Here is a 23,205-nt window from a genome sequence, read left to right on the forward strand (position 1 = left end):
GATGCTCACGCCTGCCCGGTATCAACTTGTGGCCCCACTCCGTTTGGCGCCGCGCCCGGCCGTCGCCATTCGGCCTTTACTGTCGATTAAGCACTTCCTGCCGGAGTCCTGCGGTGATTACAGTGGCACTGATTCGGGCTGCCGGCAGGCTTCGCATGCGGCGTCCGGTTTCGTGCAGCGGTGGCTTTGCGGGGGTTGCGGGTGTGGGTCCTTCAGGGGAACCATGGCCGGCTGTCGTGTTGGCGACACCCTGCCGATCACGGCCATAGGCTGGCTTGGGACAGGATGGACGCGAGAATGAGACGGGCAAAGCAGGCCGGATGGGAGATGAACGGAGCGGTCCGCTTCCTCCTGCCTGGGCTTGCCGGCGCCGCGCCGGCTCCCGCTCTCGCCCAGGCCGAGGCGCTGCTTCCCATGCGGGCCGACTGGCTCAGCACCGGCGGTCTGTCCCTGATCTTCGTCGGCCTCGTCGTCTTCGCCACCACGACCTCGATCCTCTATGTCCGCGAGCGCTCGCGCTGGACAAGGCGGGAAGGCGAGCTCGCTGCCGGGCTCGAGGCGACACGCGGCCATCAGGACCGGCTGGGTGCTCTTCTGGCGGCCGACCGGCAGGTTGTGCTGAGCTGGGACGGGCCGAAGGCGAGCCCGATGGTCGAGGGCGACAGCGGCTTCCTCGGCATTGGCGGCTCCGCCCCGGCGCTGGCCTATGGCAGCTGGGCGCCGCCAGCCGAAGCGAAGCGGCTCGAACTCGCGACCGAGGCCCTCAAGGAGCACGGCGAGGCCTTCGCCTTCACCTTCAAGGCCAAGGCCGGCCGCTATGTCGATGCAGAAGGGCGGCCGGTTGCCGGCCGCGCCGTGATTCGCCTGCGCGAGGTCGACGGCGAACGTGCCCGGGCGCTGGCGCTGGAAGACGAGCTGAGCAAGCTCGCCAGCGACCATGCCGCGCTCACGACATTGCTCGCCGGCCTGTCACAGCCGGTCTGGACCCGCGCTACCGATGGCCGCTTGACCTGGGTCAACGCCGCCTATGCCCGCGCCGTCGAGGCTTCCGATGGTCAGCAGGCGGTCACGGCCGGGCTCGACCTCTTCGACCGCAGCGAGCGCGAGGCTGCCGCCAAGGCCCGCAAGGACGGCCGCGTCTTCCAGCTGCGCGCGCCCGTCGTCATGGCCGGCCAGCGCCGCATCGTCGACGTCCTGGAGACGCCGACGCCCTCGGGCTATGCCGGCATCGCCACCGATATGAGCGAGCTCGAAGCGGTCCGCGCCGATCTGCAGCGCCAGATGGACGCGCATGTGCGCACTCTCGACCGGCTGAAGACCGGCGTCGCCGTTTTCGACGCCTCCCAGCGCCTGGTCTATCGCAACAGCGGCTATGAGGTGCTCTGGTCGCTCGATCCTGGCTTCCTCGATTCGAGCCCGAGCGATGGCGAGATCCTCGATCGCCTGCGGACCGAACGCCGCCTGCCCGAGCTCGGCGACTACCGGACCTGGAAAGCCCAGGTCCACGCCGCCTACACCGCGACGCGCGCCAGCGAGGACTGGTGGTATCTGCCTGACGGGCGCACCGTCCATGTCGTCGCCAGCCCGAACCCGCAGGGCGGCGTCACCTATCTCTTCGATGACGAGACCGAGCGCTTCACCCTGGAATCGCGCTTCAACGCGCTCTCGCGCACCCAGCGCGAGACGCTCGACTCACTGCGCGAAGGCGTCGCCGTGTTCGGCTCGGATGGCCGCCTCAAGCTCTCCAATCCGGCCTTCGCCCAACTCTGGAAGCTCTCGCCCGAGCGCGCCGCTGCGTCGCCGCATATCGACGAGGTCGTGACCCTGAGCCGGCCGCTCTTCCCGGATGATGCCGTCTGGACCGAGATCCGCAGCGCCGTCGCCGGCGTGCGCGATGCGCGCGAGGACTATCGCTGCCATATGGAGCGCCGCGACGGCATGGTGCTCGACTGCACCGCCGCACCGCTGCCCGACGGCGCGACGCTGATCACCTTCGCCGACGTCACTGCCGGCGTGAACGTCGAGCGGGCGCTGACCGAGCGCAACGATGCCCTGGAGCGTGTCTCGCGGCTGCGCGAGGAATTCGTCCACCACGTCTCCTACGAACTGCGCTCGCCGCTGACCAACATCATCGGCTTCGCGCAATTGCTCGGCGAGGAGACGGTCGGCGCGCTGAACGACAAGCAGCGCGACTATGCCGGCCATATCGTGCGCTCCTCCGGGGCGCTGCTCGCCATCATCAACGACATTCTCGACCTCGCCTCGATCGACAATGGCGCTCTCGCCCTCGATCTCGAGGAGGTCGATGTCGCCAAGACCATCGCCCAGGCCGCGACCGGGCTGCAGGACCGCCTCGCCGACAGCAAGCTCAAGCTGCAGGTCGACATCGCCCCCCAGACCGGGCCGCTGCGCGCCGATCCCAAGCGCCTGCGCCAGATCCTGTTCAACCTGCTTTCCAACGCGATCGGCTTCTCGCAGCCTGGCCAGACCATCCGTGTCAGCGCCGGCCGCTTTGGCGGCGAGATCCGCATCACTGTCGCCGACGAGGGCCGCGGCATCCCGGACGAGGTCAAGGAGAAGGTGTTCGACCGCTTCGAGAGTCATTCGCTGGGGTCGCGCCATCGCGGCGTCGGGCTCGGCCTGTCGATGGTCCGCTCGATCGTCGAACTGCATGGCGGCCGCGTCGAGCTCGATTCGGCGCTGGGCCAGGGAACGCGCGTCACGGCCGTCTTTCCGCCCGAGGGCATGCGCATCTCGGACGCCGCTGAATGAGTGACGAAGCCGCGCGGGCGGGCACCCATGTCGTCATCCTGCCGAGCGAGACCGCAACGGTACGGCTGGCCGAGGACATTGCCGATATCCTGAAGACCGGCGACATCGTCGCGCTCTCCGGCCATCTCGGCGCCGGCAAGTCGCTGCTGGCGCGCGCCATGCTGCGCCGCCTCGCCGACGACCCGGCGCTGGAGGCGCCGAGCCCGACCTTCACCCTGGTGCAGAGCTATGACAGCCCGCGCGGGCTCCTGCTCCATGCCGATCTCTACCGTGTCCGCAACTCCGACGAGCTCGACGATATCGGCCTGATCGAGGATCTCGATCTCGCCGTTACCATCGTCGAATGGCCGGATCGGGCCGGCACGCGCCTGCCGGCGGGTCGGCGGCTCGACATCGTGCTCGAGGTCGACCCCGACAATCCCGAGCAGGGCCGGATCGCGACGCTCTCCGGGGGCGTGCTCTGGCGCCAGCGATTGGCGCTCGCGATCGGGGCGCGCCGGCTGATCGACGAGGCCGGCTGGAGCGAGGCCAGGCGCGAGTTCATGCTCGGCGACGCCTCGAGCCGCGCCTATGAGCGCCTGATCAGGCCCTCGGGCGAAACCGCGATCCTGATGATCTCGCCGCCGCGCGCGGACGGGCCGGCGATCCGCCAGGGCAAGCCCTACAGCGCGATCGCCCATCTCGCGGAAACCGTCGATGCCTTCGTCGCCATGGACAAGGGTTTGCGCTCGCTCGGCCTTTCCGCGCCAGAGATCCTGGCGCAGGACCTCGTCACCGGCCTCCTGATCACCGAGGATCTCGGCGCCGAGCCGGTCGTGGATGCGGACGGCCCCATTCCGGAGCGCTACGAGGCCGCGGCCCGCCTGCTCGCCGAACTGCACCGGCACGCTTTGCCGACGATCCTGCCGGTGGCGGAAGGGCGCGACCATGTCCTGCCGGACTATGACCGCGAGGCGCTCGCGATCGAGACAGAGCTGGTGCTCGACTGGTATGCCCCGCATATCGCCGGCGTCAGCTTGCCGGCTGTGACGCGGGCCGAGTTCAGCCGCATCTGGGACAAGCTCTTCGACGAGCTCTTCGAGACGCCCGCGACCTGGACATTGCGCGACTATCACTCGCCGAACCTGCTCTGGCTGCCGGATCGCGTCGGCCATGCCAGGCTCGGTCTGATCGATTTCCAGGACGCGGTGCTCGGGCACCCCGGCTATGATCTCGTCGCACTTGGCCAAGATGCCCGGGTCGACGTGCCGGCGGCGCTGGAACTGCGCCTGCTCGCGGCCTATGCCGGCGCGCGTCGCGGCACCGATCCGGGCTTCGACCTGCCAGGCTTCGCCCGCGCCTATGCCATCCTCGGCGCGCAGCGCAACACCAAGATCGCCGGCATTTTCGCCCGGCTCGACCGGCGCGACGGCAAGCCGGGCTATCTCAAGCACCTGCCGCGGATCGAGGCTTATCTCCGCCGCAACCTCGAACAGCCGGCGCTCGCCGAGCTGAAGGCGTGGTACGAGACCTATCTGCCCAAGCTCTATGCGGGGCAGGAGCCGGAAGCGAAGGCCGATCCCGCAGAGCAGGATCGGCCTGAGCCCGAGCAGGACGGGCCTGAGCCGGGCGCTTCTTAGCCCGGCCCGGCGCCTTGCGTGCCGAGATAGACCGCATAGATCGACTGGCTCGCCGCCATGAACAGCCGGTTGCGCTTGGGCCCACCGAAGCAGACATTGCCGCAGACCTCCGGCAGCCGGATGCGGCCGATCAGCTTGCCCTCCGGGTTGAAGCAGAGCACGCCATTGTAGCCGACGGCGCGACCGGCATTGCTGGAGGCCCAGAGATTGCCCTGCACGTCGCAGCGCAAGCCGTCTGGCCCGCATTTCACCCCGTCGACCATGCAGTCCGAGAACAGCTTGCCGTTGGAGAGCTTGTTGTCGGCGCCGACATCGAAGACATGGATGTCGCCCTTGCCGCCGGGGCCGGTATCGCCCGGGCCCTTGCCGGTCGAGGCGATGTAGAGCTTCTTGAAGTCCGGCGAGAAACACAGGCCGTTCGGATCGGGCACCTGCTGTTCGGTGACGACGAGGTCGACCCGGCCGCTCGGATCGATGCGGTAGCAGTTCGTCGGCAGTTCGCGCTTGTAGGAGCCGATCTCGGGCGGCTGGCCGAGCCGGGGATTGATCTTGCCGCTGGTGTTGCTCGGCCCGCCGGCCGCATCGGGCGCGCCTTCATAGAGTTGGCCGCCATAGGGTGGATCGGTGAACCAGTAGCTGCCATCGGGATGCTGGACGACGTCGTTCGGCGAGTTCAGTCGCTTGCCGTCGAACTTGTCGGCGAGGATCGTCACCGAGCCATCGAGCTCGTAGCGCACGACGCGGCGGTTGAGATGCTCGCAGGAGAGCTGCCGGCCCTGGAAGTCGAAACTATTGCCGTTGCTGTTGCCCGACGGCGTGCGGAAGACGCTGACGCGGCCATCATCCTCGAGCCAGCGCATCTGCCGGTTGTTCGGGATGTCGCTCCAGACGAGATAGCGCCCCTGTGCGTTCCAGGCCGGGCCTTCCGCCCAGAGGGCGCCGGTCCACAGCCGCTGGATCGCGGCATTGGGCTGGGCCAGCCCCTCGAAGGCGGGATCGACGGCAATGACGTCCGGGTCCCAGAAATAGGTGGTCGGCGCGCCGCCGCGGCTGAAATCGCGCGGCGGGCTGGTCACCGTGCTCGGTGGTCCGGGCCGGGCAGCAGGGGCCTGTGCCAGGGCCGTATCGGCGGCGGCTATGAGCGCCCCGGCCCCTGCGGCCTGCAACAGGCGGCGGCGTGACAATGCGGGACGTGATTCATCGATTGTGCTTTGCTGCATCGCTGACCTCCCTAGGTTGAACTTAAGCCGTTCTTACCCGGCCATCGGGAGCGCCGATTGCGGCGGTGACGTGGCGGAAGGCGCCCGCCCGGTCATGACGAACCCTGTCCCAACAGGACTTCTCACCGACTTAAATCGGTTTAATGATACCGAGTCCGGCGGACGGTGCCGCGATCCGTCCTTAGGCCGCGAGGTCGGCGACGAGCGCGTCGAGCAGGAGGGCGCCTTCGGGCGTCGCGGCAAGGCGACCATTCGGCTTGCGGACGAGGAAGCCCTCGGCGATCAGGCTGCCGATGCGGTTGCCGTTGAGCTTGCGGCCGGCGAGCCCCTCGAAGACGTCAAGATCGATCCCTTCGACGAGTCTCAGACCCATCAGCAGGTATTCGTCGCCCTGCGACTCAGCAGAGAGCTTCTCATTCTCGATCAGGGCGTCGCTGCCGGCCTCGATCCGCTCCAACCAGGTCTCCGGCCGCTTCTCGGTCGATTGCGCGTAGCGGCCATCTGCGGTCACCAGCCGGCCATGGGCGCCCGGCCCGATGCCGGCATATTCGCCATAATGCCAGTAGACCAGATTGTGCCGGCATTCCGCGCCCGGCCGGGCATGGTTCGAGATCTCATAGACCGGCAGGCCGTGCTTGGCTGTGATTTCCTGCGTCAGCTCGTAGAGCGCTGCGCCCGCATCAGGATCGGGGATGGCGAGCTTGCCAGCCTTGTAGAGCTGCTCGAAGGCCGTGCCGGACTCGATGGTGAGCTGATAGAGCGACAGGTGCTCGGCGGCATGGCTGATCGCCAGCTCGAGCTCGGCCTGCCACAGCGCCGGCGTCTGCAGTGGCGAGCGGGCATAGATCAGATCGAAGGAATAGCGCTCGAAATAGCGCCGCGCGATCGCGACCGCATCGAGCGCCTCCTGCGCCGAATGCATCCGGCCGAGCGCCTTGAGATCGGCATCGTTCAGCGCCTGCACGCCGAGCGAGACGCGGTTGACGCCGGCCGCGCGGAAATCGCGGAAGCGCCCGGCCTCGACGCTGGTCGGGTTGGCCTCCAGCGAGATCTCGCAGTCGGGTGCGACGGTCCAGTGCTCGCCGATCGCATCGAGGATCGCGCCGACAGTCGCGCCCTCCATCAGCGAAGGCGTGCCGCCGCCGAAGAAGATCGAGGAGACCGTACGCCCCGGCGCGAGTGAGGCGCGCTGGGCGATCTCTCGGCGGAAGGCGGCGATGTAGCGTGCCTGGTCCGGCGGCTGATGCCGGACATGGGAGTTGAAGTCGCAATAGGGGCATTTGGCCAGGCAGAAGGGCCAATGCACATAGACGGCGAAGCCGGCATCCGCGGTCGGATGCGCCGGCACGCCGGGCCGCCCAGCCAAGGCGGCTGAGGGTGTCAAACGGGCTTCCTCAGGCAGGCGGCGGCGAGCACATGGAAGGCGCGGGCCCGGTGCGACAGGCCGGGTGAGCCGTCCTGCGGGATGCCGTGCTTCTCCTCCGCCGTCATCTCGCCGAAGGTCTTGGCATGGCCAGCCGGCTGGAAGACAGGGTCGTAGCCGAAGCCTGAGGTGCCGCGCGGGGCATCGACGATCGTGCCGAAGACGCGGCCTTCGAACAGTTCCTGATGGCTGTCCGGCCAGGCGATCACCAGCGCCGAGACGAAATGCGCCTTGCGCTGCTCGGGCGTGGTCGCACCGCGCTTGCCGAGCTCCATCTGGACCCTAGCCAGCGCCGGGGCGAAATCCTTGCCTGGCCCGGCCCAGTTGGCCGAGAACAGGCCGGGGGCGCCGTCGAGCGCGTCGATGCAGACGCCGGAATCGTCGGCGAGTGCCGGCAGGCCGGAGGCCTTGGCCGCTGCGACCGCCTTGATCGCGGCGTTCTCGGCGAACATGTGGCCATCCTCGACCGGCTCGGGCAGGTTAAGTTCGCCTGCCGAGACGAGCTCGACACCATAGGGCGCCATCAGCTCGCGCATCTCGCGCAATTTGCCCGGGTTGTGGGTCGCGATCACGACCTTGCCGGTGAGGAGGCGGGTTTCGCTCATGGCGTCAGGCCACCGCAGCCTTCTGCAAGGCGACGAGCTTGTTCACGCCACCCTTGGCGAGCTTCAGCAGCGCCAGCAGCTCGTCCTCACTGAAGGGAGCGCCCTCGGCAGTGCCCTGCACCTCGACGAGGCCACCCGCACCGGTGATGACGAAATTGGCGTCAGTCTGCGCGCCGGAATCCTCGACATAGTCGAGATCGATCACCGGGTTGCCGGCGACGATGCCGCAGGAGATCGCCGCGACATGATCCTTGAGCGGGTTGGCGCCTTTCAGCATCCCGCGGCCTTCCATCCATTTCAGCGCGTCGTGCAGCGCGACCCAGGCGCCGGTGATCGAGGCGGTGCGGGTGCCGCCATCGGCCTGCAGCACGTCGCAATCGACGACGATCTGGCGCTCGCCGATCGCGGTCAGGTCGACCACGGCACGGAGCGAGCGCCCGACCAGGCGCTGGATCTCCTGCGTCCGGCCCGAGGGCTTGCCGGAGGTGACCTCGCGGCGGGTACGCTCATGGGTGGCGCGCGGCAGCATCGAATATTCGGCGGTGACCCAGCCCTTGCCGGTGCCGCGCAGCCAGGGCGGCCCCTTTTCCTCGACGGTCGCGGCGCAGAGCACCTTGGTCTCGCCGAAGGTCACCATGCACGAGCCCTCGGCATAGCGCACCACGCCGCGTTCCAGCGTGACCTTGCGCATCTCGTCGGCTGCGCGCTTCGAGGGTCTCATCATGTCATCCTGTCTTCTGAAGTCCGCGGCTTGTAGGCGCTTAGCACGACAGCGGCAAGGCGATGGCGCACAAGGGCTTGATCCGGCCGGCCGCGCCGGGGACAATAGGGCATGGTCACGAGGCTGTTCACCAGGCGATGAGCGCCCATACCCGTCCGGAGTCGCCCGGCGGCCTGGTCGAGATCGACCAGCGCTCGCGCGAGATCTTTCGCCAGATCGTCGACGGTTATCTCACGACCGGCGAGCCGGTCGGCTCGCGCAACATCGCCCGCCTGTTGCCGATCGCGCTGTCGCCGGCGACGGTGCGCAATGTCATGACCGATCTGGAGACGGCCGGGCTGATCTATGCCCCGCACACCTCGGCCGGGCGCCTGCCGACCGAGCGCGGCCTGCGCTTCTTCGTCGACGGCATGATGGAGGTCGGCAATCTCACCTCCGATGAGCGTTCCCGCATCGAGGCGCAGATCCGGGCCGCCGCCAGTAACCGCTCGCTCGACCAGACGCTGACGGAGGCTTCGGCTCTGCTGTCTGGCCTGTCGCGCGGCGCCGGCGTCGTCGTCACTACCAAGGCCAATGCCCGCCTGCGCCATATCGAGTTCGTGCGGCTCGATGCCGGCCGCGCGCTCGCCGTGCTCGTCGCCGATGACGGCACCGTCGAGAACCGCATCCTGGCGCTGCCGGCGGGGCTGCCGGCGTCGGCGCTGGTCGAAGCCGGCAATTTCCTCAATGCCCGTATCGTCGGCAAGACGCTGGACGAGCTTCGCCGCGAGATCGCCGACAGCCGCACCCTGATGGAACGCGAACTCGACGAGCTGACCGCAAGGCTGGTCGAGACCGGCATCGCCACGAGTTCCGGCCCCTCCAGCGACCGGCATCTCATCGTGCGTGGCCAGGCCAATCTGCTTGAGGATCTGAAGGCGCAGGAGGATCTCGAGCGCATCCGCCTGCTCTTCGCCGATCTGGAAACGCAGACCGAGCTGATCGATCTGCTCTCGCGCGCCGAGGCCGGCGACGGCGTGCGCATCTTCATCGGCTCGGAGAACAACCTGTTCTCGATGTCGGGCTCCTCGATCATCGCCGCGCCCTTCCGCGATGGCGGCCAGCGCATCGTCGGCGTCGTCGGTATCATCGGCCCGACGCGGCTGAACTATGCCCGGATCGTGCCGATGGTCGACTATACCGCCAAGGTGGTCGGGCGCCTGCTCGACAGCGGGCGATGAGGCGGCTCGCCGCCGCGATCCTGGCTGGAGTGCTGCTGATGGGTGGTGCAAGCGAGGCGCAAACCGGTCTGCTCGAAGCGGCAGGCCGTGGCGATCTTGCAGGGGTGAACCGCCTGATCGCTGCCAAGGCAGATCTCGAACAGCGCGATGGCCAGCGCCAGACGCCGCTCCTGCTTGCTGTCGCCGGCAACCATGTCGCCGTAGCCAAGGCGCTGCTCGCCGCAGGCGCCAGCCCCAACGCCCAGGCGGCGAACCAGGACACGCCCTGGCTGCTGGCCGGCGCCAGCGGTCGCACCGAGATCGTCGCGGCGATGCTGCCGCACAAGCCTGATCTGACGATCCGCAATCGCTATGGCGGCAATGCCCTGATCCCGGCCTGCGAGCGTGCTCATGTCGAGACAGCCAAGCTGCTTTTGACCAGCGGCATCGACGTGAATCACGTCAACAATCTCGGCTGGACCTGCCTTCTGGAGATCGTGATCCTCGGCGATGGTGGTCCGCGCCATCTTGAGGTGGCTAGGCTCGTGCTCGATGCCGGCGCCGACCCCAACCTCGCCGATAAGGATGGCGTCAGCCCGCTCCAGCATGCCCGCAAGCGCGGCCAGAGCGAGGTCGCCAGGTTGATCGCGGCTGCCGGCGGGCGCTGAGCTCTATTCCAGCCAGTCGGTGATGAAGCGCTCGCTGGCGTGGATGTCGATCGATTCCAGCGTCTCCGGCCCGAGACTGCGGAATTTGTGCGGCACGCCGGCCGGCACGACCAGAATCTCGCCGGGGCCAGCCTCGATCTCCCGGTCGCCGATCGTGTAGAGCGCCCGCCCGGCGCGCACGATGAAGGTCTCGGGATAGGGATGGCTGTGCAGTCTCGGTCCCTTGCCCGGCTCGGCCCGGACAAAGATCAGCGAGACCTCGCCGCCGAAGCCCTGCACCTCGCCATGCCATTCGCCGGAGGTCTCGGACCAGTCCTCGCGGCGTATGGCGCGCAGTATCGTTGTTTCGTCCGCCATTTCAGCCGCGCGTCGCGATCGCTGCTGCTGCGCCGGCCATCACGCCGCCGGTGACGCGGTTGATCCGGCGCATGGTCTTCGGGCTCGACACCAGCCGCCGCGCCCGGTCGGCCAGGAAAGCGTAGCCGAGCAGGGTGGTGTTGATGATCAGCGTGGTCAGGACGACGATCTCGGCGAAGGCCAGCGGCGTGATCGCGTTGAGGTCGACGACCAGCGGCAGGATCGAGACGAAGAACACCATCACCTTGGGATTGCCGAGCGTTAGCGCGAGGCCGCCGAAAAACAGGCGCAGGCCTTCGCCACTCATCGGCGGCTGGTCCTCCAGGCTCTTCACCGGGGCGGTCCAGAGCTTCCAGGCGAGATAGATCAGATAGGCGCAGCCGGCATATTTGATGACCAGGAACAGGCCGTGGAAGCTCTGCATCAGCACGGACAGGCCGAGGACCGAGAAGGTCAGCCAGACCAGGTCGCCGGCAGCGATGCCGAGCACGAAGGGCACCACCCGCCGGAACCCGGTCGAGAGCGAGCGCGCCACGATCGCGGCGATGCCCGGCCCCGGCGAGGCGACGGCGAGGAAATAGACACCGGCGAAAACCAGAAGCCCGGCGAGATCCATCGAGCGCTACTCCCTCATGGCGGCTTGTTGCGGTCAGATTAGCAGCCTGTACCGGATGTGTCCCATCGCCTTGCGTGATGGAAGGGATCAGCCAGTCTGGCGGATGCGTCCGCGCTTCTCGGCGCGCGCCGTTGCCATCGCGCCCAAGAAATCGCCGATCGACTGTTCCAGCGCCAGTGATTGCGACGAGGTCGCCCGGACGCGCTCGTCGACCTGCTGGGCGAGCGCAGCCGCTTCGCGCGCGAGGCCTTCGACCAGCGCGGCATGATGCGCAATGGCGTCGACGCCCGAGGAGGAACTTTCGGCTCGCTCGGCGATCGAGCGGATATGGCTGGCCTGCCCGGCGACCGACTCGGCGACGACATCGGCGCTGTCCTGCAGCGTCTGCATGGTCTGGCCGAGTCCGCGCACCGCCTCTCCGATGGCGCGCCCGGCATCGACGACCTCGCCGACGCCGTGACGGATGGTTTGCGTTGCGTTGTTGGTGGCCGCGGCGAGCGATTTGACCTCGGCGGCGACCACCGCGAAGCCCTTGCCGGCTTCTCCGGCGCGAGCCGCCTCGATGGTTGCGTTGAGCGCCAGCAGGTTGGTCTGGGCGGCCAGGCTGCGGATCAGGTCGACCAGGCTGCCGATCCGGTCGCTGGCCTGATGCAGCAGCGCGACGCTGTCGCTGATCGCATGGCATTCGGCGTTCGCCGCCTGGGTGGCGCGGCTCGACCCCGCTGTCTCCTGGGAGATGCGCCCGCTGGCGAGCTCGCATTGCCGCGTCGCCGCGACGATCTCGGCCACGGAGGCGGCGACCTGCTCGGGCCGCTCCTGCGTGCCGGACAATGCCGACAAGGTTGCGCCGGCCTGCGTCGAGAGCTGGCCAGAGAAGCCGGCGACATCCCCCAGGCTGGCCTCGATCGCCGAGATGCGTTCGCCGATACCGTCGCGAAAGGCCTGTTCGAGCGCGCCGAGACGATCGTTGACGTCGCTTTCGAGCGCATCGTCGAAGCAGGCTAGCGAAAACGAGATGTCGGTGAGCATGAGCTTGCAGAACACGCGCAGCGCCTCGTCGACCGGTCCCCAGCGCCGCTTCCAGCGCGCGACTAGGACGGCGAGGAAGTTCGAGAAGTCCTCGAGGAAGAACTGCGGATAGTCGGCGAGCAGGATGTCGCGGTTGTTGGCGCGGCCGACGATGCGCAGTTTCGCCAGCCGATAGCGCTCGTCGAGCTCGAGCTTGAACAGCTTGCGGTATTTCACCTGCTCGTCGGAAGCGACGTCGAGCTGATCGAGATCGCGCTTGAAGGTCTTGGCGTAGAGCTTGCGGGTGGAGACGTCGAAATGCGGCTCCAGGATCGTCAGCAAGCGGCTGGCGATCACGGTTTCAGCCTGCGTGAAGGACGGCTGCGACGGATGCATCGCCCGGAGTGTCGCGCGAAATGATTAACCGCCTTCATACTTCAGGGAGCCGTCGCTGTGGCCCGCTTTGGCTAGGGCGTGGGTCTGACCTCACCCGGCGTGACCAGGAAGCGCTGCGCTCCATCAGGAAGATCGCCGAACAAAGCGGGGTCGGCGCCGGTCATCCAGACCTGGCAGCCGAGCTCGGCCAGCGTTCCATAGAGCGCCGCCCGCCGGCGCGGATCGAGATGGGCGGCGACCTCGTCGAGCAGGACGAGCGGTGGCAGATCGCTCATCGTCGCCACCAGCCGCGCATGGGCGAGCACGAGCCCTATCAGCAAGGCCTTCTGCTCGCCGGTCGAGCCCTGTCCGGCCGGGATGTCCTTGGCGGCATGGCGCACGGCAAGATCGGAAGCCTGCGGCCCGGCGAGCGTCCGCCCGGCCGCCTTGTCGCGCGGGCGCATCTCCCGCAGCAGCTCGCGATAGCGGTCCTCGGCATCGAGAGCCGGCAGGGTCGCAACCAGAGCGTCGATCTCGCCTTCCAGGGCGATGTCGGCCTGCGGGAAGGGCGAAGCCTCGTCCGCTGTCTGCGCAATGATGGCGGAAAGCCGCGCCACCGTCTCGGCGCGGGCGGCGGCGACGGCGACGCCGAGCTCGGCGATCTCGCGTTCGACCGCGTCGAGCCAGCGCTGCTGGTGCGGGCTCTCGTCGAGGATGCGGTTGCGCGAGCGCAGCGCCTTTTCCAGCGCGTTCGAGCGCGTGCCGTGGCCGGGATCGACCGCCAGCACCAGCCGGTCGAGGAAACGCCGGCGATCGCCGGCGGCGCCGCGGAACAGCCCGTCGAGATCGGGCGTCAGCCAGACCAGCCTGACATAGTCGCTGAAAGCTAGTGCTGACCCTGCTGGGGTGCCGTCGATCCGGGCAATTCGCGCCCGCCGTCCTTCGGCGTCCGGCGCCTCCAGCCCGATGCCGAGCCTCGCCCCGTCATCGGCGAGCCCGATCGAGACGGCAAAGCCGCCATCGCCGGGCTGGCGCACCATGTCGGAGAGGTCGGCGCGCCGGAGGCCGCGTCCGGGCGCAAACAGCGAGAGCGCCTCGAGCAGATTGGTCTTGCCGGCGCCGTTCTCGCCGCATAGCGCAACGAGCCGGCCCTCGATCACGAGATCGAGGGCCGGATAGGAGCGGAAATTCTGCAGCGTGAGGCGGGCGACCGCGGTCAAGACGCTCTGCCGGGATCAGACCCGCATCGGCATCAGCACATAGAGGGCCGAAGCGCCTTCGCGGTCCTGGATCACCGTCGGCGAACCCGGATCGGCGAGCTTGAGCAGCGCAGTGTCGCCATCGAGCTGGGCAGCGATGTCCATCAGATAGCGCGCATTGAAGCCGATATCGAGCGGGCCGGCGTCGTAGTCGACCTCGATCTCCTCGGTCGCCGAACCGGAATCTGGATTGGTCACCGAGAGCGTCATCCGGCCGTCGGCCATGGAGAGTTTCACGGCGCGGCCACGCTCGGACGAGATCGTCGAGACGCGGTCGACGCTGGCCGCGAAATCGCCCCTGTCGACGGTGAGCAGCTTGTCGTTCCCGGACGGAATGACGCGCTGATAGTCGGGGAAGGTGCCGTCGATCAGCTTGGAGGTCAGTACGACCTCGGCGGTGGCGACGCGGATCTTGGTGGCGGAGAGCTCGATCTGGACCTCGCTCTCGCCATCCTCCAGCAGCTTCTGGATCTCGGCCACGGCCTTGCGCGGTACGATCACGCCGGGCATGCCGAGCGAGCCTTGCGGAGCGGCAGTGTCGACGCGGGCGAGGCGATGGCCGTCGGTCGCGACCGCGCGCAGCACCGGGCGCCCGTCCACGTCGATGGCATGCAGATAGATGCCGTTGAGATAGTAGCGCGTCTCCTCGGTCGAGATCGCAAACTGGGTCTTGTCGATCAGGCGCTTGAACTCGCCGGCCGGCAGCACGAAGCGGTGTGCCATCTCGCCGGCGGTGATGTCCGGGAAATCGCTTTCCGGCAGGGTCTGCAGGGTGAAGCGCGAGCGGCCCGAGCGCAGCAGCATCTGGCCGGTCTCGCCGGTGGTCTCCAGCGAGACCTGCGAACCGTCGGGCAGCTTGCGGACGATGTCGTAGAGGGTATGGGCGGGAACCGTGGTCGCGCCGGGCTCGACGATATCGGCCGGCACGGTTTCGACCACCTCGATGTCGAGATCGGTCGCCTTCAGCTTCAGCCCGTCCTCGCTGCCGCGCAGCAGCAGGTTCGACAGGATCGGGATCGTGTTGCGCCGTTCGACGACACGATGGACATGCCCGAGCGACTTCAGGAGCGTGGAGCGTTCGACCGTAACCTTCATGGCGTCTTCTGGCATGCTGGCGCCCGCGGCGAGCCGGCAGGCAGAAAGGTGGCCCGCGACATTGCCGGACGGCCGGCCCGCGCGCAAGGGCGCGCGAGCCCGCCTGCACAGTTAACGCAGGGAGGGAGGCCGGGGCCTCACTCCTGCAGCATGCGCTTCAGCAGATCGACCTCGTCATGCAGGAGGCGGTCCTCAACGATCGCCTTCTCGATCTTGCGCACGGCGTGCAGCACGGTGGTGTGATCGCGCCCGCCGAAGCGGCGGCCGATCTCCGGCAGCGAGCGCGGCGTCAGCGCCTTGGCGAGATACATCGCGATCTGGCGCGGCTTGACCACCGCCGCGGTGCGACGCTCCGACAGGATGTCGGCGCGGCTGACATTGTAGCGGGTCGCGACCAGCTTCTGGATGTCCTCGATCTTGACCCGGCGCGGCTCGCGCGTCCGGACGAGGTCGCGGATCGCCGCCTCGGCGGTTTCCATCGTCACGCTCGCCCCGGTCAGCGTCGCATGCGCCAGGATGCGGTTGGCGGCGCCGTCGAGATCGCGGCCATTGGTGGCGACGACCTTGGCGACATAGGCGATCACGTCCGGGTTGACGTGGAAGCTGGGGTGGGCGGCCTTCAGTCCGTCCAACCGGGTGGTGAGGATCTTGACGCGCAGCGCCTCGTCGAGCTCGCCGATCTCGACGACGAGACCGCCGGCGAGGCGCGAGCGGATGCGCTCGTCGAGTGCCTCCAGATCAGCGGGAAGCCGGTCGGCGGCGACGACGATCTGCTTGCCGGCGTCGATCAGCGCATTGATCGTGTGGCCGAACTCCTGCTGGATCGAGCGGCCCTGGATGAACTGGACGTCGTCGACGATCAGAAGGTCGATGCCGCGCAGCTTCTCCTTGAAGGCGAGGGCAGTCTGCGACTTCAGCGCGGCGACGAAGCCGTACATGAAGCGGTCGGCAGTGAAATAGGCGACGCGCTTGCCGTGCTGACGCGCATCCTGGGCGATCGCCTGGATCAGGTGCGTCTTGCCGAGGCCGACGCCGGCATGGAGGTAGAGCGGGTTATAGGGCGTCGAGCCGGCCGGAGCAGCCGAGATCCGCTCGGCAGCGGCGAAGGCGAGCGCGTTCGATTTGCCGACGACGAAGCTCTGGAAGGTCATGCGCCGGTCGAGCAGCGTGCCGCAGGCGTCCATGGGATCGCGTTCGCTGGGCTGGGCGGCCGAGGTGGTGGCGATTTCGGCCACCGGAACGGAGGCGCGGGCCTGGGCCGGGCGTGACCGCTGTGCCGACATGTCCTGGCAAGGCTCGGCGCTTTCGCGCGCCACCTGGCGCACCGACAGGGCAATCCCGTTGGGCGTATCGAGCTCCGCGACGCAATGCGCCCGCAGGCGCTCAGCATAGTGAGCTTCGAGCCAGCTCTTCAGGAAGCGGGTCGGAACGGTGAGATGGGCGACGCCCTCGACGACCGCACCGATCTCGACGCGCGCAAACCAGCTCGAGAAGACGTCCTCGCCGAGCTCGGCACGCAAACGGCGACGGACCCTATCCCAGCGATCCTTGATCCCGGCAGCACCCGTCGGTTCGCTCAGGACAAGTCCCGTCAGCACCGTGGTGGTGGTTGCCTCGGTCAAGGTGCCAGTCTCCATCCGCTCGAACATTCCAGTTGCCCCGTTTCAGTGCCACGCACTTGACCACCCCGTTTCGGGGTTGGCTGTGCCATATTTTCCGTTTTAGGAAAAACGTTGCTCTCCTCGTCGGCGAAACGCCGCGAAGCGAGGTCATCCCAACGCTTTTCAGGGTAGTGCCGCGCGCACTTAAAAGATCAGTCGCGGCCGCGTCTCATTTCAAAACATTTAAATCTTCAAGACATAGAAGCGCATTCTTCCAACCCCGCCTGGTTGTAAGCCTAAACGATCAACAAATTCTCTGGAGAGCCGGTCAGACATTGCTGTCCGCCCGGCGATGAAAAAGACCTTACAGGGCGGCCTCGAACGGGGGCAATATCCCCCTCAGCCGGCTTCGTGGCTTAGGGGTATTCCGGCTGGTGTTTGACCTACCGGAAAGCGCCTCGCAATCAGTTGGGGAAGTTAAGCTTTTCTTTACCGGAGGAGTCTCGTGCCGGCTCCGAATCTTTTTTTTCTAAGGCCGCGGCCTACCCCTTCCGGGGGAGGGTGATTCCTCTAGGTGAATTGCTTTGCCCACTAAGATCATGAAAAATATGGAGGAATTTTGTGCGGTCAAAAGTCCCGAACGGGACGGGTTTCGACCCCGAAATTCATCTCGAAGTCAAGTCGGTAAAGCAGTGGAAAGATTGCGGAATCGGCGTTGACAGGGGGTGTTGCGCCGCCGCATCGGGCGCCCCTTTGTCGGGAGAGCGGAACAAACAAAAACCCGGCCTTTCGGCCGGGTCGAAAACTGCGCAGAAATCCGCTCTGGTGAACGGCGATCAGGAAGCCAGCGCACCGACGCGGTGAGCGAGACGCGAGACCTTGCGAGAGGCGGTGTTCTTGTGAACCACGCCCTTCTGCGCGGCCCGCATGATCTCGGGCTGGGCAGCCTGCAGCGCAGCGGCGGCAGCGGCCTTGTCGCCGGAGGCAATCGCCTCCTCGACCTTGCGCAGGAAGGTGCGCACGCGGCTGCGGCGCGCCTTGTTAACCTCGGTGCGCCGCACGATCTTGCGCGCGGCCTTCTTGGCCGAAGTCGTGTTGGCCATGGTCTGTCCTCGTCCTCATCGTGGCAGGCGCCTGGCTATCTGCCGGCTGGCACGACCACGAACCTTCGGTTGAAAATGCGAGCGACGGTCCTGCCGGAGCAAGACCGCCGCGAGGCCCGACCCTATAGTTCCTGCTGCGCCCGGCGTCAACGCCGGAATCATAGCCGCCTTCAATCTGCCTTGCGACGGACCGCCACGGCCTCGATCTCGATCAGGTAGCCATGGTGCAGTTCCGGTACCGGAACGACTGCGCGCGCCGGTTTGTGCGGCCCGAAGGCCTCGGCATAGATCGCGTTGAACTGCGGCCAATGCGCAGCGCCGACCAGATAGGCGGTGACCTTAAGCACATCGGCCGGACTGCAACCGGCGGCGGCCAGCACGGCCAGGAGATTGTCGAGCGCCTGCCGCGCCTGTACGGCGAAGGGCTCGCCGGCAGTGTGGCTGCCGTCGGGCCGCGGCGCGAGCTGGCCGGAGACGAAGACCAGATCCTTGTAGGCGACCGCCTGCGAGTAATGCCCGGCCGGCGCCGGCACATCAGGCGAGAGAATCGTCTCGATGTCGCTCATGCGCCTTCGCCGACGAAGCGCGCGAAGCTGGCGAGGTCGACATTGCCGCCGCTGATAATGACGCCGACGCGCTTGCCTTCGACCGGCACCACCCCGGTGAAGGCTGCGGCCGCGGCAAGGCAACCCGTAGGCTCGACCACGAGCTTCATCCGCTCGGCGAAGAAGCGCATCGCCGCGACCAGCGCCGCATCCGGCACGGTAACGATGTCCTCGACGAGCTCGCTGATGATCGGGAAGGTGTAGTTGCCGAGGAAGGGCGTCTGGGCGCCGTCGGCGATGGTCTTGGGCACGTCGATCTTGACGATCTCGCCCTTGCGCAGGGACTGCTGGCCGTCATTGCCGGCCTCGGGCTCGACGCCATAGACCTTGCAGCCGGGGTTGAGCGCCTTTGCCGCGAGCAGCGCGCCGGCGAGGAGCCCACCGCCGCCGAGGCAGACCAAGAGCACGTCGAGCTCGCCGGCTTCCTCGATCAGCTCCTTCGTCGCGGTGCCCTGGCCGGCAATGACCTCCGGGTGATCATAGGGCGGGATCAGCGTCAGCCCGCGCTCGGCCGCCAGCCGGTTGCCGAGCTCGAGCCGGTCCTGGGTGTAGCGGTCATAGGTCACGACCTCGGCGCCATAGCCCTTGGTCGCCGCGACCTTCGCTGCGGGTGCATCCAGCGGCATGATGATCGTCGCCGGCGCGCCGAGCAGCTTGCTGGCATAGGCGATGGCCTGGGCATGGTTGCCGGAGGAATAGGTCAGCACGCCGGCCTTGCGCTGCTCCGGCGTCAGCGCCGCGATGGCATTGTAGCCGCCGCGGAACTTGAAGGCGCCCATGCGCTGCAGGTTCTCGGCCTTGAAGACGAGACTGGCGCCGGTGCGCTCATTGGCGGTGCGCGAGGTCAAGGCCGGCGTGCGGTGGGCGACTCCGGCGATGCGCTGCGCTGCGACTTCGACATCGGCATAGCTCGGCAGTGCGATGCCGTCGGTGGAGCGGGCTGCGGCGGTCATGGCGAATCCTGCATGCTCTTAAAGTGAGCAGCCATGGTGTCAGCAGCGCTGCCGGCCTTTCAAGTGAAAGAAATTGGCCCCGGCCATGCGTGGCGCTGATCGCCGGGGCGCGCTGGCCTCAGCGGTTCTTGAATTCGGGCTTCCGCTTCTCGATGAAGGCAGCCATGCCTTCTTTCTGATCGTGCGTGCCGAACAGGGCCGAGAAGACGCGGCGCTCGAAGCGCAGGCCCTCGGCCAGCGTCGTCTCGAAGGCGCGATTGACCGATTCCTTGGCTGACAACAGCGAGGGCAGCGACTTCGAGGCAATCTGCTCGGCCGCCTTCAGCGTCTCGGTCATCAGCTCGGCGAGCGGAACGATGCGGGCGACCAGCCCGGCGCGCTCGGCTTCGTTCACATCCATGAAGCGGCCAGTGAGGCAAAGGTCCATCGCCTTGGCCTTGCCGATCGCATGGGTCAGGCGCTGGGTGCCGCCGGCGCCGGGAATGACGGCGAGGTTGATCTCGGGCTGCCCGAACTTGGCGTTGTCGGCGGCGATGATGAAGTCCGCCATCATCGCAAGCTCGCAGCCGCCGCCGAGTGCAAAGCCCGCGACTGCGGCGATGATCGGCTTGCGGCGCTGGCCGATCCGGTCCCAGTCGGCGAACTTGTCGTCGAGATAGGTGCCGGGATAGCTGCGCTCCTGCATTGCCTTGATGTCGGCGCCGGCGGCGAAGGCTTTCTCCGAGCCGGTCATGACGATGCAGCCGATCTCGTCGTCGCGTTCGAACACGTCGAGCGCCGCATTGATGTCGGCGATGAGCTGGACGTTCAGCGCGTTCAGGGCCTGCGGCCGGTTCAGCGTGATGATGCCGACCTTGCCCTTCACCTCGACGAGAATGGTCTCATAAGCCATGGCGGCCTCCCAATGCGCTGTGTCCTGGCCACGAATAGCGGCCACCCGGGCTGTGGTCCATGCGCGCGGACGCACGGCGCGATGCGAGCCTCGGCGCAGGCAACCTGATCTCAGGCGAACTGCGCCAGGCCGTGGCCGACCGACCAGTTCTCCTTCGCCGCGTCGAGAACTACGATGAAGACGTCCTCCGGGCGAATTCCGGGGCTTTCGCCGAGCAGTTCCGCAATCCGCTGGAACAGCGCCTTCCTCTGTTCGGGGGGCCGCGAGGCGAACATGATGATCCGGATGTAGACGAGATCCTCGCTACGGAGCACGCCGAAGGCAGAGCCGTAGCGGAAATTCGCGGCATCATGCTCGCTGATCGTCATGAACTGGTCGCCCTCGGGCACGTCGAGCGCCTCGCGCAATGCGCGATGGAGATTGTCGAGAAGCGCCTGTCGATAGGCTTCCGATTTTCCGGCGCGCAGCGAGATGTGAAGGAGTGGCATGGCGAACCTCGACCTTGCGCAGAGCGGCAGCAGGCGCGTGACGGCAGCGGCTAGATCGGCGGGCCGTCCTGCGATTCGACGTGGAATCCCTTCGCGGTGATCAGCCAGGTGCCGTCGATGAGGTGCCAGGTCAGATGATCCACGAAGCCCATCGTGTTGACCCTCAGCCGCACCTTCGTCATCGCCTGGGTCGCCGAGGCGAAGTCGATGAGCAGGATTTCGTCCTGCCGCACCGCATTGACCGATTTCGGCGATTGGCGCTTGTCGAGGATGTCGCGGTAGGTCTGTGTCGGCCACGCCATCATCTTGCCATCGCGAAAGCCGTGCAGCTGGGCCGTCGGCGCGAATGTCTGCTCGAAGCGGGACGTGTCGCAGTCGTACATGAGGTCGAAATACTTCTCGATCGCCTCGGTCAACTCCAACACGGATGAGCGGTCGACCACTGGCTTGGCCGTGGCTGCCCTCTGGGGGCGGTCCTGCACCGCGGACTCCCTGGTCATCACCGTCATCACAAACTCCCATTGTCAGGCCCACGGTCGGCGCGGGCGTCACGAAAAGCGCTCGAGCAAGTTCGACGGTAGAGAGCGTATCGTGATTTTGATATGCTATTGAAATCGATATCAGTAATAACGAATGAAAATGATGAAGCCCCTCGACCTCGATTCCGTCCAGGCTTTCGTCCGCATCGCCGATCTCGGCAGCTTCACGCGGGCGGCCGAGTCGATGCGGACGACGCAGGCCGCCGTCAGCCTGAAGCTGAAGCGCCTCGAAGAGCGGCTGGATTGCCGGCTCGTCGAGAGAACGCCGCGGCATGTCGAGCTTTCGGCACGTGGCGTGGCTTTCCTCGATCATGCTCGTGAGCTTCTGGAGGTGCACGATCGCGCGCTGTCCGCCTTCGTCCCGGCCCGGGAGCGCCTGGCCATCGGCATCAGCGATCATGTCGCGGGGCCTGAACTGCCGGCGCTGATTGCGCGGATGAATGCGCAGGACCCGCAGCTGGTGATCGAGATCCGGATCGGCACATCCAGCGAGTTGCTCCAGAGCTTCGATCGGCGCGAGCTCGACACGGTGATCGTGCGCCTGCATGTCGGGCGCAGCGATGGTGAGCATCTTGCGGACGAGAAATTCGGCTGGTTCGCGGCGCCGAGTTGGCAGCATCGTCCGGGCGAGCCGCTGCCGGTCGCCACCATGGCCGAACCCTGTGGCGTGCGGGTGATGGCCGGGCAACTCCTCGATGCGGCTGGCGTGCCCTGGACGGAAATCTTCGTCGGAGGCGGAGTTACCGCGGTTGTGGCTGCCGTCACCGCCGGGCTCGGGGTCGCGGCCCTGGCGCCGCGCATGCTGCCCTTCGGCGCGGTCGATGTCGGGCAAAGGCTCGGGCTGCCCGACTTGCCGCGCCTGCCGATCCTGCTTCACACGCGGGTCAGGGACGGCCGCCCGCGCGATGCGCTCGCCGCGCTTTCGGCGGCGTTCAGGAGTGTGGCGTGAAGCTAGCGGATGCAGTTGGTCCCTTGGCGCCGCTTCGCGCGTTGGTCAGGCATGGCGGCCGAAGAGGAGGTGCGCATGACCGGCAAGACTCGAACCGATACGGCCTCGCGCCTCGTCAAGGCCTCGCCCGGCGCGGTCTACAACGCCTTCGCCGATCCTGCCGCACTCGGCAAATGGCTGCCGCCCAGGGGAATGCGGGCGAAGATCGAGCGTTTCGAGCCACATCCCGGCGGCAGTTATCGCATGGTCTTGACCTATGACGATCCAGCCGGGGCGCCCGGAAAGGCCAGTGCCGACAGCGATATCGTCGAGGGCCGCTTCATCGCGCTCGACCCCGGCGAGCGCATCGTCTGGGAGGTCGGCTTCGTCTCGGACGATCCGGCCTTCGCCGGCACGATGACGATGACCTGGCGCTTCAAGGCAGTGCGCGACGGCACCGAGGTGACGATCCTCTGCGAGAACGTCCCGGCTGGCATCGGCAAGGCGGATCACGATGCCGGCTTGCGCTCGACGCTGGAGAACCTCGCCAAGTTCATTGAAAACGCCTGATCAGGCGGCCGGCCCGGCCTCGGCAAGCAGGCTCTGGAAGGCCGAGGGCATCGTGCGCGAGCGCCAGGCGGCGATCAGCCTCTCCGAATTGATCTCAAGTGGGGTGGAGGAATCCAGCTCGGCATCGTAGCGGCAATAGCTGTGGATCTGATGGAAGTCGCGGCGGGCGTCGCCGATGCGCCGGTCGCCGCGGGCGGCCTCGCGCCGCTCCAGCTCGGCGAGGTCGCAATGCAGGCCGACGAAGAAGACGTCCTGCCCTTCGAGCAGCTTGACCAGTCGCAGCAGCCAGTCGCGGCTCTCCATGATGTGCTCGACGATCAGATTGTTGCCGCAACGGACATAGGCGAGCAGCGACTGCTCGAAGCCCTCGAAGAAGGCATCGCGCATCGCGGCCCACTGGAACTCGCCACTGCGGATGCGCGCAGTCGGCAGCACGCCGGAATCGCGCAGATGGTCGATCGAGATATGCCAGAACGGTTCCTCGATCCGGGCCTGCACGGCGCGCGCAAGCGAGGATTTGCCGCTGCTGGAGGCGCCGTTGAGCAGGATGATCTTGCCGGGCGGGCGAAGAGCGTCGGGCGTCATGGTC

23 protein-coding genes are annotated in these 23,205 nt (G+C 67.2%); 6 read left to right on the plus strand and 17 right to left on the minus strand.

Going from position 1 to position 23,205, the window contains the following annotated elements:
* The first annotated feature begins 327 nt into the window (after window positions 1-327).
* Together ACWIGM_RS26305 and tsaE are read left to right on the plus strand one after the other, a co-directional pair.
* Complete coding sequence (locus ACWIGM_RS26305; protein WP_454028932.1) at window positions 328-2,772, plus strand: sensor histidine kinase; 2,445 nt, start codon at window positions 328-330, stop codon at window positions 2,770-2,772.
* Window positions 2,769-4,391 carry a tRNA (adenosine(37)-N6)-threonylcarbamoyltransferase complex ATPase subunit type 1 TsaE gene (gene tsaE, locus ACWIGM_RS26310; RefSeq protein WP_454028933.1) on the plus strand — a complete coding sequence of 541 codons (1,623 nt, stop codon included), beginning with the start codon at window positions 2,769-2,771 and terminating at the stop codon, window positions 4,389-4,391. Before ACWIGM_RS26305 ends, tsaE begins: the two co-directional genes overlap by 4 nt.
* On the opposite strand, the gene ACWIGM_RS26315 is transcribed toward tsaE, so the two are convergent.
* From ACWIGM_RS26315 to rph, 4 genes are all read right to left on the minus strand, one after another.
* A complete protein-coding gene (locus tag ACWIGM_RS26315) occupies window positions 4,388-5,611 on the minus strand; it encodes an SMP-30/gluconolactonase/LRE family protein (RefSeq protein WP_454028934.1) in 1,224 nt (407 codons plus the stop codon). The genes tsaE and ACWIGM_RS26315 overlap by 4 nt on opposite strands.
* 181 nt (window positions 5,612-5,792) lie before the next feature.
* Window positions 5,793-6,995: a radical SAM family heme chaperone HemW gene (hemW, locus tag ACWIGM_RS26320; protein ID WP_454028935.1), complete on the minus strand. Its 1,203-nt coding sequence runs from the start codon at window positions 6,993-6,995 to the stop codon at window positions 5,793-5,795.
* Window positions 6,992-7,639 carry an RdgB/HAM1 family non-canonical purine NTP pyrophosphatase gene (gene rdgB / locus ACWIGM_RS26325; protein ID WP_454028936.1) on the minus strand — a complete coding sequence of 216 codons (648 nt, stop codon included), beginning with the start codon at window positions 7,637-7,639 and terminating at the stop codon, window positions 6,992-6,994. The genes hemW and rdgB overlap by 4 nt, the downstream gene beginning before the upstream one ends.
* Window positions 7,640-7,643: 4 nt before the next feature.
* Window positions 7,644-8,360: a ribonuclease PH gene (gene rph / locus ACWIGM_RS26330; RefSeq protein ID WP_454028937.1), complete on the minus strand. Its 717-nt coding sequence runs from the start codon at window positions 8,358-8,360 to the stop codon at window positions 7,644-7,646.
* A 137-nt stretch (window positions 8,361-8,497) separates the two neighbouring features.
* On the opposite strand from rph, the gene hrcA reads away from it, so the two are divergent.
* Complete coding sequence (hrcA, locus tag ACWIGM_RS26335; RefSeq protein WP_454028938.1) at window positions 8,498-9,580, plus strand: heat-inducible transcriptional repressor HrcA; 1,083 nt, start codon at window positions 8,498-8,500, stop codon at window positions 9,578-9,580.
* Window positions 9,577-10,227: an ankyrin repeat domain-containing protein gene (locus ACWIGM_RS26340; RefSeq protein WP_454028939.1), complete on the plus strand. Its 651-nt coding sequence runs from the start codon at window positions 9,577-9,579 to the stop codon at window positions 10,225-10,227. Before hrcA ends, ACWIGM_RS26340 begins: the two co-directional genes overlap by 4 nt.
* 3 nt (window positions 10,228-10,230) lie before the next feature.
* Here the strand turns inward: ACWIGM_RS26340 and ACWIGM_RS26345 are convergent, their stop codons facing one another.
* From ACWIGM_RS26345 to ACWIGM_RS26400, 12 genes are all read right to left on the minus strand, one after another.
* Window positions 10,231-10,584 carry a cupin domain-containing protein gene (locus ACWIGM_RS26345; protein WP_454028940.1) on the minus strand — a complete coding sequence of 118 codons (354 nt, stop codon included), beginning with the start codon at window positions 10,582-10,584 and terminating at the stop codon, window positions 10,231-10,233.
* Between the two features lies 1 nt (window position 10,585).
* The gene (locus ACWIGM_RS26350; RefSeq protein WP_454028941.1) at window positions 10,586-11,200 is read right to left on the minus strand and encodes a LysE family translocator; all 615 of its coding nucleotides are present in this window, start codon (window positions 11,198-11,200) and stop codon (window positions 10,586-10,588) included.
* An 87-nt stretch (window positions 11,201-11,287) separates the two neighbouring features.
* The gene (locus ACWIGM_RS26355) at window positions 11,288-12,604 is read right to left on the minus strand and encodes a methyl-accepting chemotaxis protein (RefSeq protein ID WP_454028942.1); all 1,317 of its coding nucleotides are present in this window, start codon (window positions 12,602-12,604) and stop codon (window positions 11,288-11,290) included.
* A 71-nt stretch (window positions 12,605-12,675) separates the two neighbouring features.
* On the minus strand, window positions 12,676-13,803 hold the full coding sequence (gene recF / locus ACWIGM_RS26360; protein ID WP_454028943.1) for a DNA replication/repair protein RecF: 1,128 nt from the start codon (window positions 13,801-13,803) through the stop codon (window positions 12,676-12,678).
* A 15-nt stretch (window positions 13,804-13,818) separates the two neighbouring features.
* Window positions 13,819-14,937, minus strand: a complete 1,119-nt coding sequence (dnaN, locus tag ACWIGM_RS26365; RefSeq protein WP_137883112.1) for a DNA polymerase III subunit beta — start codon at window positions 14,935-14,937, stop codon at window positions 13,819-13,821.
* Between the two features lie 137 nt (window positions 14,938-15,074).
* Window positions 15,075-16,586, minus strand: a complete 1,512-nt coding sequence (gene dnaA / locus ACWIGM_RS26370) for a chromosomal replication initiator protein DnaA (protein ID WP_454028944.1) — start codon at window positions 16,584-16,586, stop codon at window positions 15,075-15,077.
* Between the two features lie 788 nt (window positions 16,587-17,374).
* The gene (gene rpsT, locus ACWIGM_RS26375) at window positions 17,375-17,641 is read right to left on the minus strand and encodes a 30S ribosomal protein S20 (protein WP_454028945.1); all 267 of its coding nucleotides are present in this window, start codon (window positions 17,639-17,641) and stop codon (window positions 17,375-17,377) included.
* 170 nt (window positions 17,642-17,811) lie between these two features.
* Window positions 17,812-18,207 (minus strand): RidA family protein, encoded by a 396-nt coding sequence (locus tag ACWIGM_RS26380; protein ID WP_454028946.1) that lies wholly within the window; start codon window positions 18,205-18,207, stop codon window positions 17,812-17,814.
* Window positions 18,204-19,199 carry a threo-3-hydroxy-L-aspartate ammonia-lyase gene (locus tag ACWIGM_RS26385; RefSeq protein WP_454028947.1) on the minus strand — a complete coding sequence of 332 codons (996 nt, stop codon included), beginning with the start codon at window positions 19,197-19,199 and terminating at the stop codon, window positions 18,204-18,206. Before ACWIGM_RS26385 ends, ACWIGM_RS26380 begins: the two co-directional genes overlap by 4 nt.
* Before the next feature lie 118 nt (window positions 19,200-19,317).
* Window positions 19,318-20,091: an enoyl-CoA hydratase gene (locus ACWIGM_RS26390; protein ID WP_454028948.1), complete on the minus strand. Its 774-nt coding sequence runs from the start codon at window positions 20,089-20,091 to the stop codon at window positions 19,318-19,320.
* Between the two features lie 110 nt (window positions 20,092-20,201).
* Complete coding sequence (locus ACWIGM_RS26395; protein ID WP_454028949.1) at window positions 20,202-20,579, minus strand: tautomerase family protein; 378 nt, start codon at window positions 20,577-20,579, stop codon at window positions 20,202-20,204.
* 50 nt (window positions 20,580-20,629) lie between these two features.
* Window positions 20,630-21,088 (minus strand): nuclear transport factor 2 family protein, encoded by a 459-nt coding sequence (locus tag ACWIGM_RS26400; RefSeq protein ID WP_454028950.1) that lies wholly within the window; start codon window positions 21,086-21,088, stop codon window positions 20,630-20,632.
* Window positions 21,089-21,221: 133 nt separating this feature from the next.
* On the opposite strand from ACWIGM_RS26400, the gene ACWIGM_RS26405 reads away from it, so the two are divergent.
* The gene (locus ACWIGM_RS26405; RefSeq protein ID WP_454028951.1) at window positions 21,222-22,067 is read left to right on the plus strand and encodes a LysR family transcriptional regulator; all 846 of its coding nucleotides are present in this window, start codon (window positions 21,222-21,224) and stop codon (window positions 22,065-22,067) included.
* Between the two features lie 75 nt (window positions 22,068-22,142).
* Window positions 22,143-22,616 (plus strand): SRPBCC family protein, encoded by a 474-nt coding sequence (locus ACWIGM_RS26410; RefSeq protein ID WP_454028952.1) that lies wholly within the window; start codon window positions 22,143-22,145, stop codon window positions 22,614-22,616.
* Here the strand turns inward: ACWIGM_RS26410 and ACWIGM_RS26415 are convergent, their stop codons facing one another.
* Window positions 22,617-23,201, minus strand: coding sequence for a chloramphenicol phosphotransferase CPT family protein (locus ACWIGM_RS26415; RefSeq protein ID WP_454028953.1), 585 nt, complete (start codon window positions 23,199-23,201; stop codon window positions 22,617-22,619). It lies immediately after the preceding gene.
* Window positions 23,202-23,205: the final 4 nt, after the last annotated feature.

It is taken from the genome of Allobosea sp. NPDC055332 (assembly GCF_053645455.1).

Excerpts from the sequence above, each read along its gene's own strand:
- ACWIGM_RS26305 (WP_454028932.1), top strand. The coding sequence starts at position 328 with ATGAACGGAGCGGTCCGCTTCCTCCTGCCTGGGCTTGCCGGCGCCGCG.
- tsaE (WP_454028933.1), top strand. The coding sequence starts at position 2,769 with ATGAGTGACGAAGCCGCGCGGGCGGGCACCCATGTCGTCATCCTGCCG.
- ACWIGM_RS26315 (WP_454028934.1), bottom strand. The coding sequence starts at position 5,611 with ATGCAGCAAAGCACAATCGATGAATCACGTCCCGCATTGTCACGCCGC.
- rdgB (WP_454028936.1), bottom strand. The coding sequence starts at position 7,639 with ATGAGCGAAACCCGCCTCCTCACCGGCAAGGTCGTGATCGCGACCCAC.
- rph (WP_454028937.1), bottom strand. The coding sequence starts at position 8,360 with ATGAGACCCTCGAAGCGCGCAGCCGACGAGATGCGCAAGGTCACGCTG.
- hrcA (WP_454028938.1), top strand. The coding sequence starts at position 8,498 with ATGAGCGCCCATACCCGTCCGGAGTCGCCCGGCGGCCTGGTCGAGATC.
- ACWIGM_RS26340 (WP_454028939.1), top strand. The coding sequence starts at position 9,577 with ATGAGGCGGCTCGCCGCCGCGATCCTGGCTGGAGTGCTGCTGATGGGT.
- ACWIGM_RS26345 (WP_454028940.1), bottom strand. The coding sequence starts at position 10,584 with ATGGCGGACGAAACAACGATACTGCGCGCCATACGCCGCGAGGACTGG.
- ACWIGM_RS26350 (WP_454028941.1), bottom strand. The coding sequence starts at position 11,200 with ATGGATCTCGCCGGGCTTCTGGTTTTCGCCGGTGTCTATTTCCTCGCC.
- ACWIGM_RS26355 (WP_454028942.1), bottom strand. The coding sequence starts at position 12,604 with ATGCATCCGTCGCAGCCGTCCTTCACGCAGGCTGAAACCGTGATCGCC.
- dnaN (WP_137883112.1), bottom strand. The coding sequence starts at position 14,937 with ATGAAGGTTACGGTCGAACGCTCCACGCTCCTGAAGTCGCTCGGGCAT.
- dnaA (WP_454028944.1), bottom strand. The coding sequence starts at position 16,586 with ATGTTCGAGCGGATGGAGACTGGCACCTTGACCGAGGCAACCACCACC.
- rpsT (WP_454028945.1), bottom strand. The coding sequence starts at position 17,641 with ATGGCCAACACGACTTCGGCCAAGAAGGCCGCGCGCAAGATCGTGCGG.
- ACWIGM_RS26380 (WP_454028946.1), bottom strand. The coding sequence starts at position 18,207 with ATGAGCGACATCGAGACGATTCTCTCGCCTGATGTGCCGGCGCCGGCC.
- ACWIGM_RS26385 (WP_454028947.1), bottom strand. The coding sequence starts at position 19,199 with ATGACCGCCGCAGCCCGCTCCACCGACGGCATCGCACTGCCGAGCTAT.
- ACWIGM_RS26390 (WP_454028948.1), bottom strand. The coding sequence starts at position 20,091 with ATGGCTTATGAGACCATTCTCGTCGAGGTGAAGGGCAAGGTCGGCATC.
- ACWIGM_RS26395 (WP_454028949.1), bottom strand. The coding sequence starts at position 20,579 with ATGCCACTCCTTCACATCTCGCTGCGCGCCGGAAAATCGGAAGCCTAT.
- ACWIGM_RS26400 (WP_454028950.1), bottom strand. The coding sequence starts at position 21,088 with ATGACGGTGATGACCAGGGAGTCCGCGGTGCAGGACCGCCCCCAGAGG.
- ACWIGM_RS26405 (WP_454028951.1), top strand. The coding sequence starts at position 21,222 with ATGAAGCCCCTCGACCTCGATTCCGTCCAGGCTTTCGTCCGCATCGCC.
- ACWIGM_RS26410 (WP_454028952.1), top strand. The coding sequence starts at position 22,143 with ATGACCGGCAAGACTCGAACCGATACGGCCTCGCGCCTCGTCAAGGCC.
- ACWIGM_RS26415 (WP_454028953.1), bottom strand. The coding sequence starts at position 23,201 with ATGACGCCCGACGCTCTTCGCCCGCCCGGCAAGATCATCCTGCTCAAC.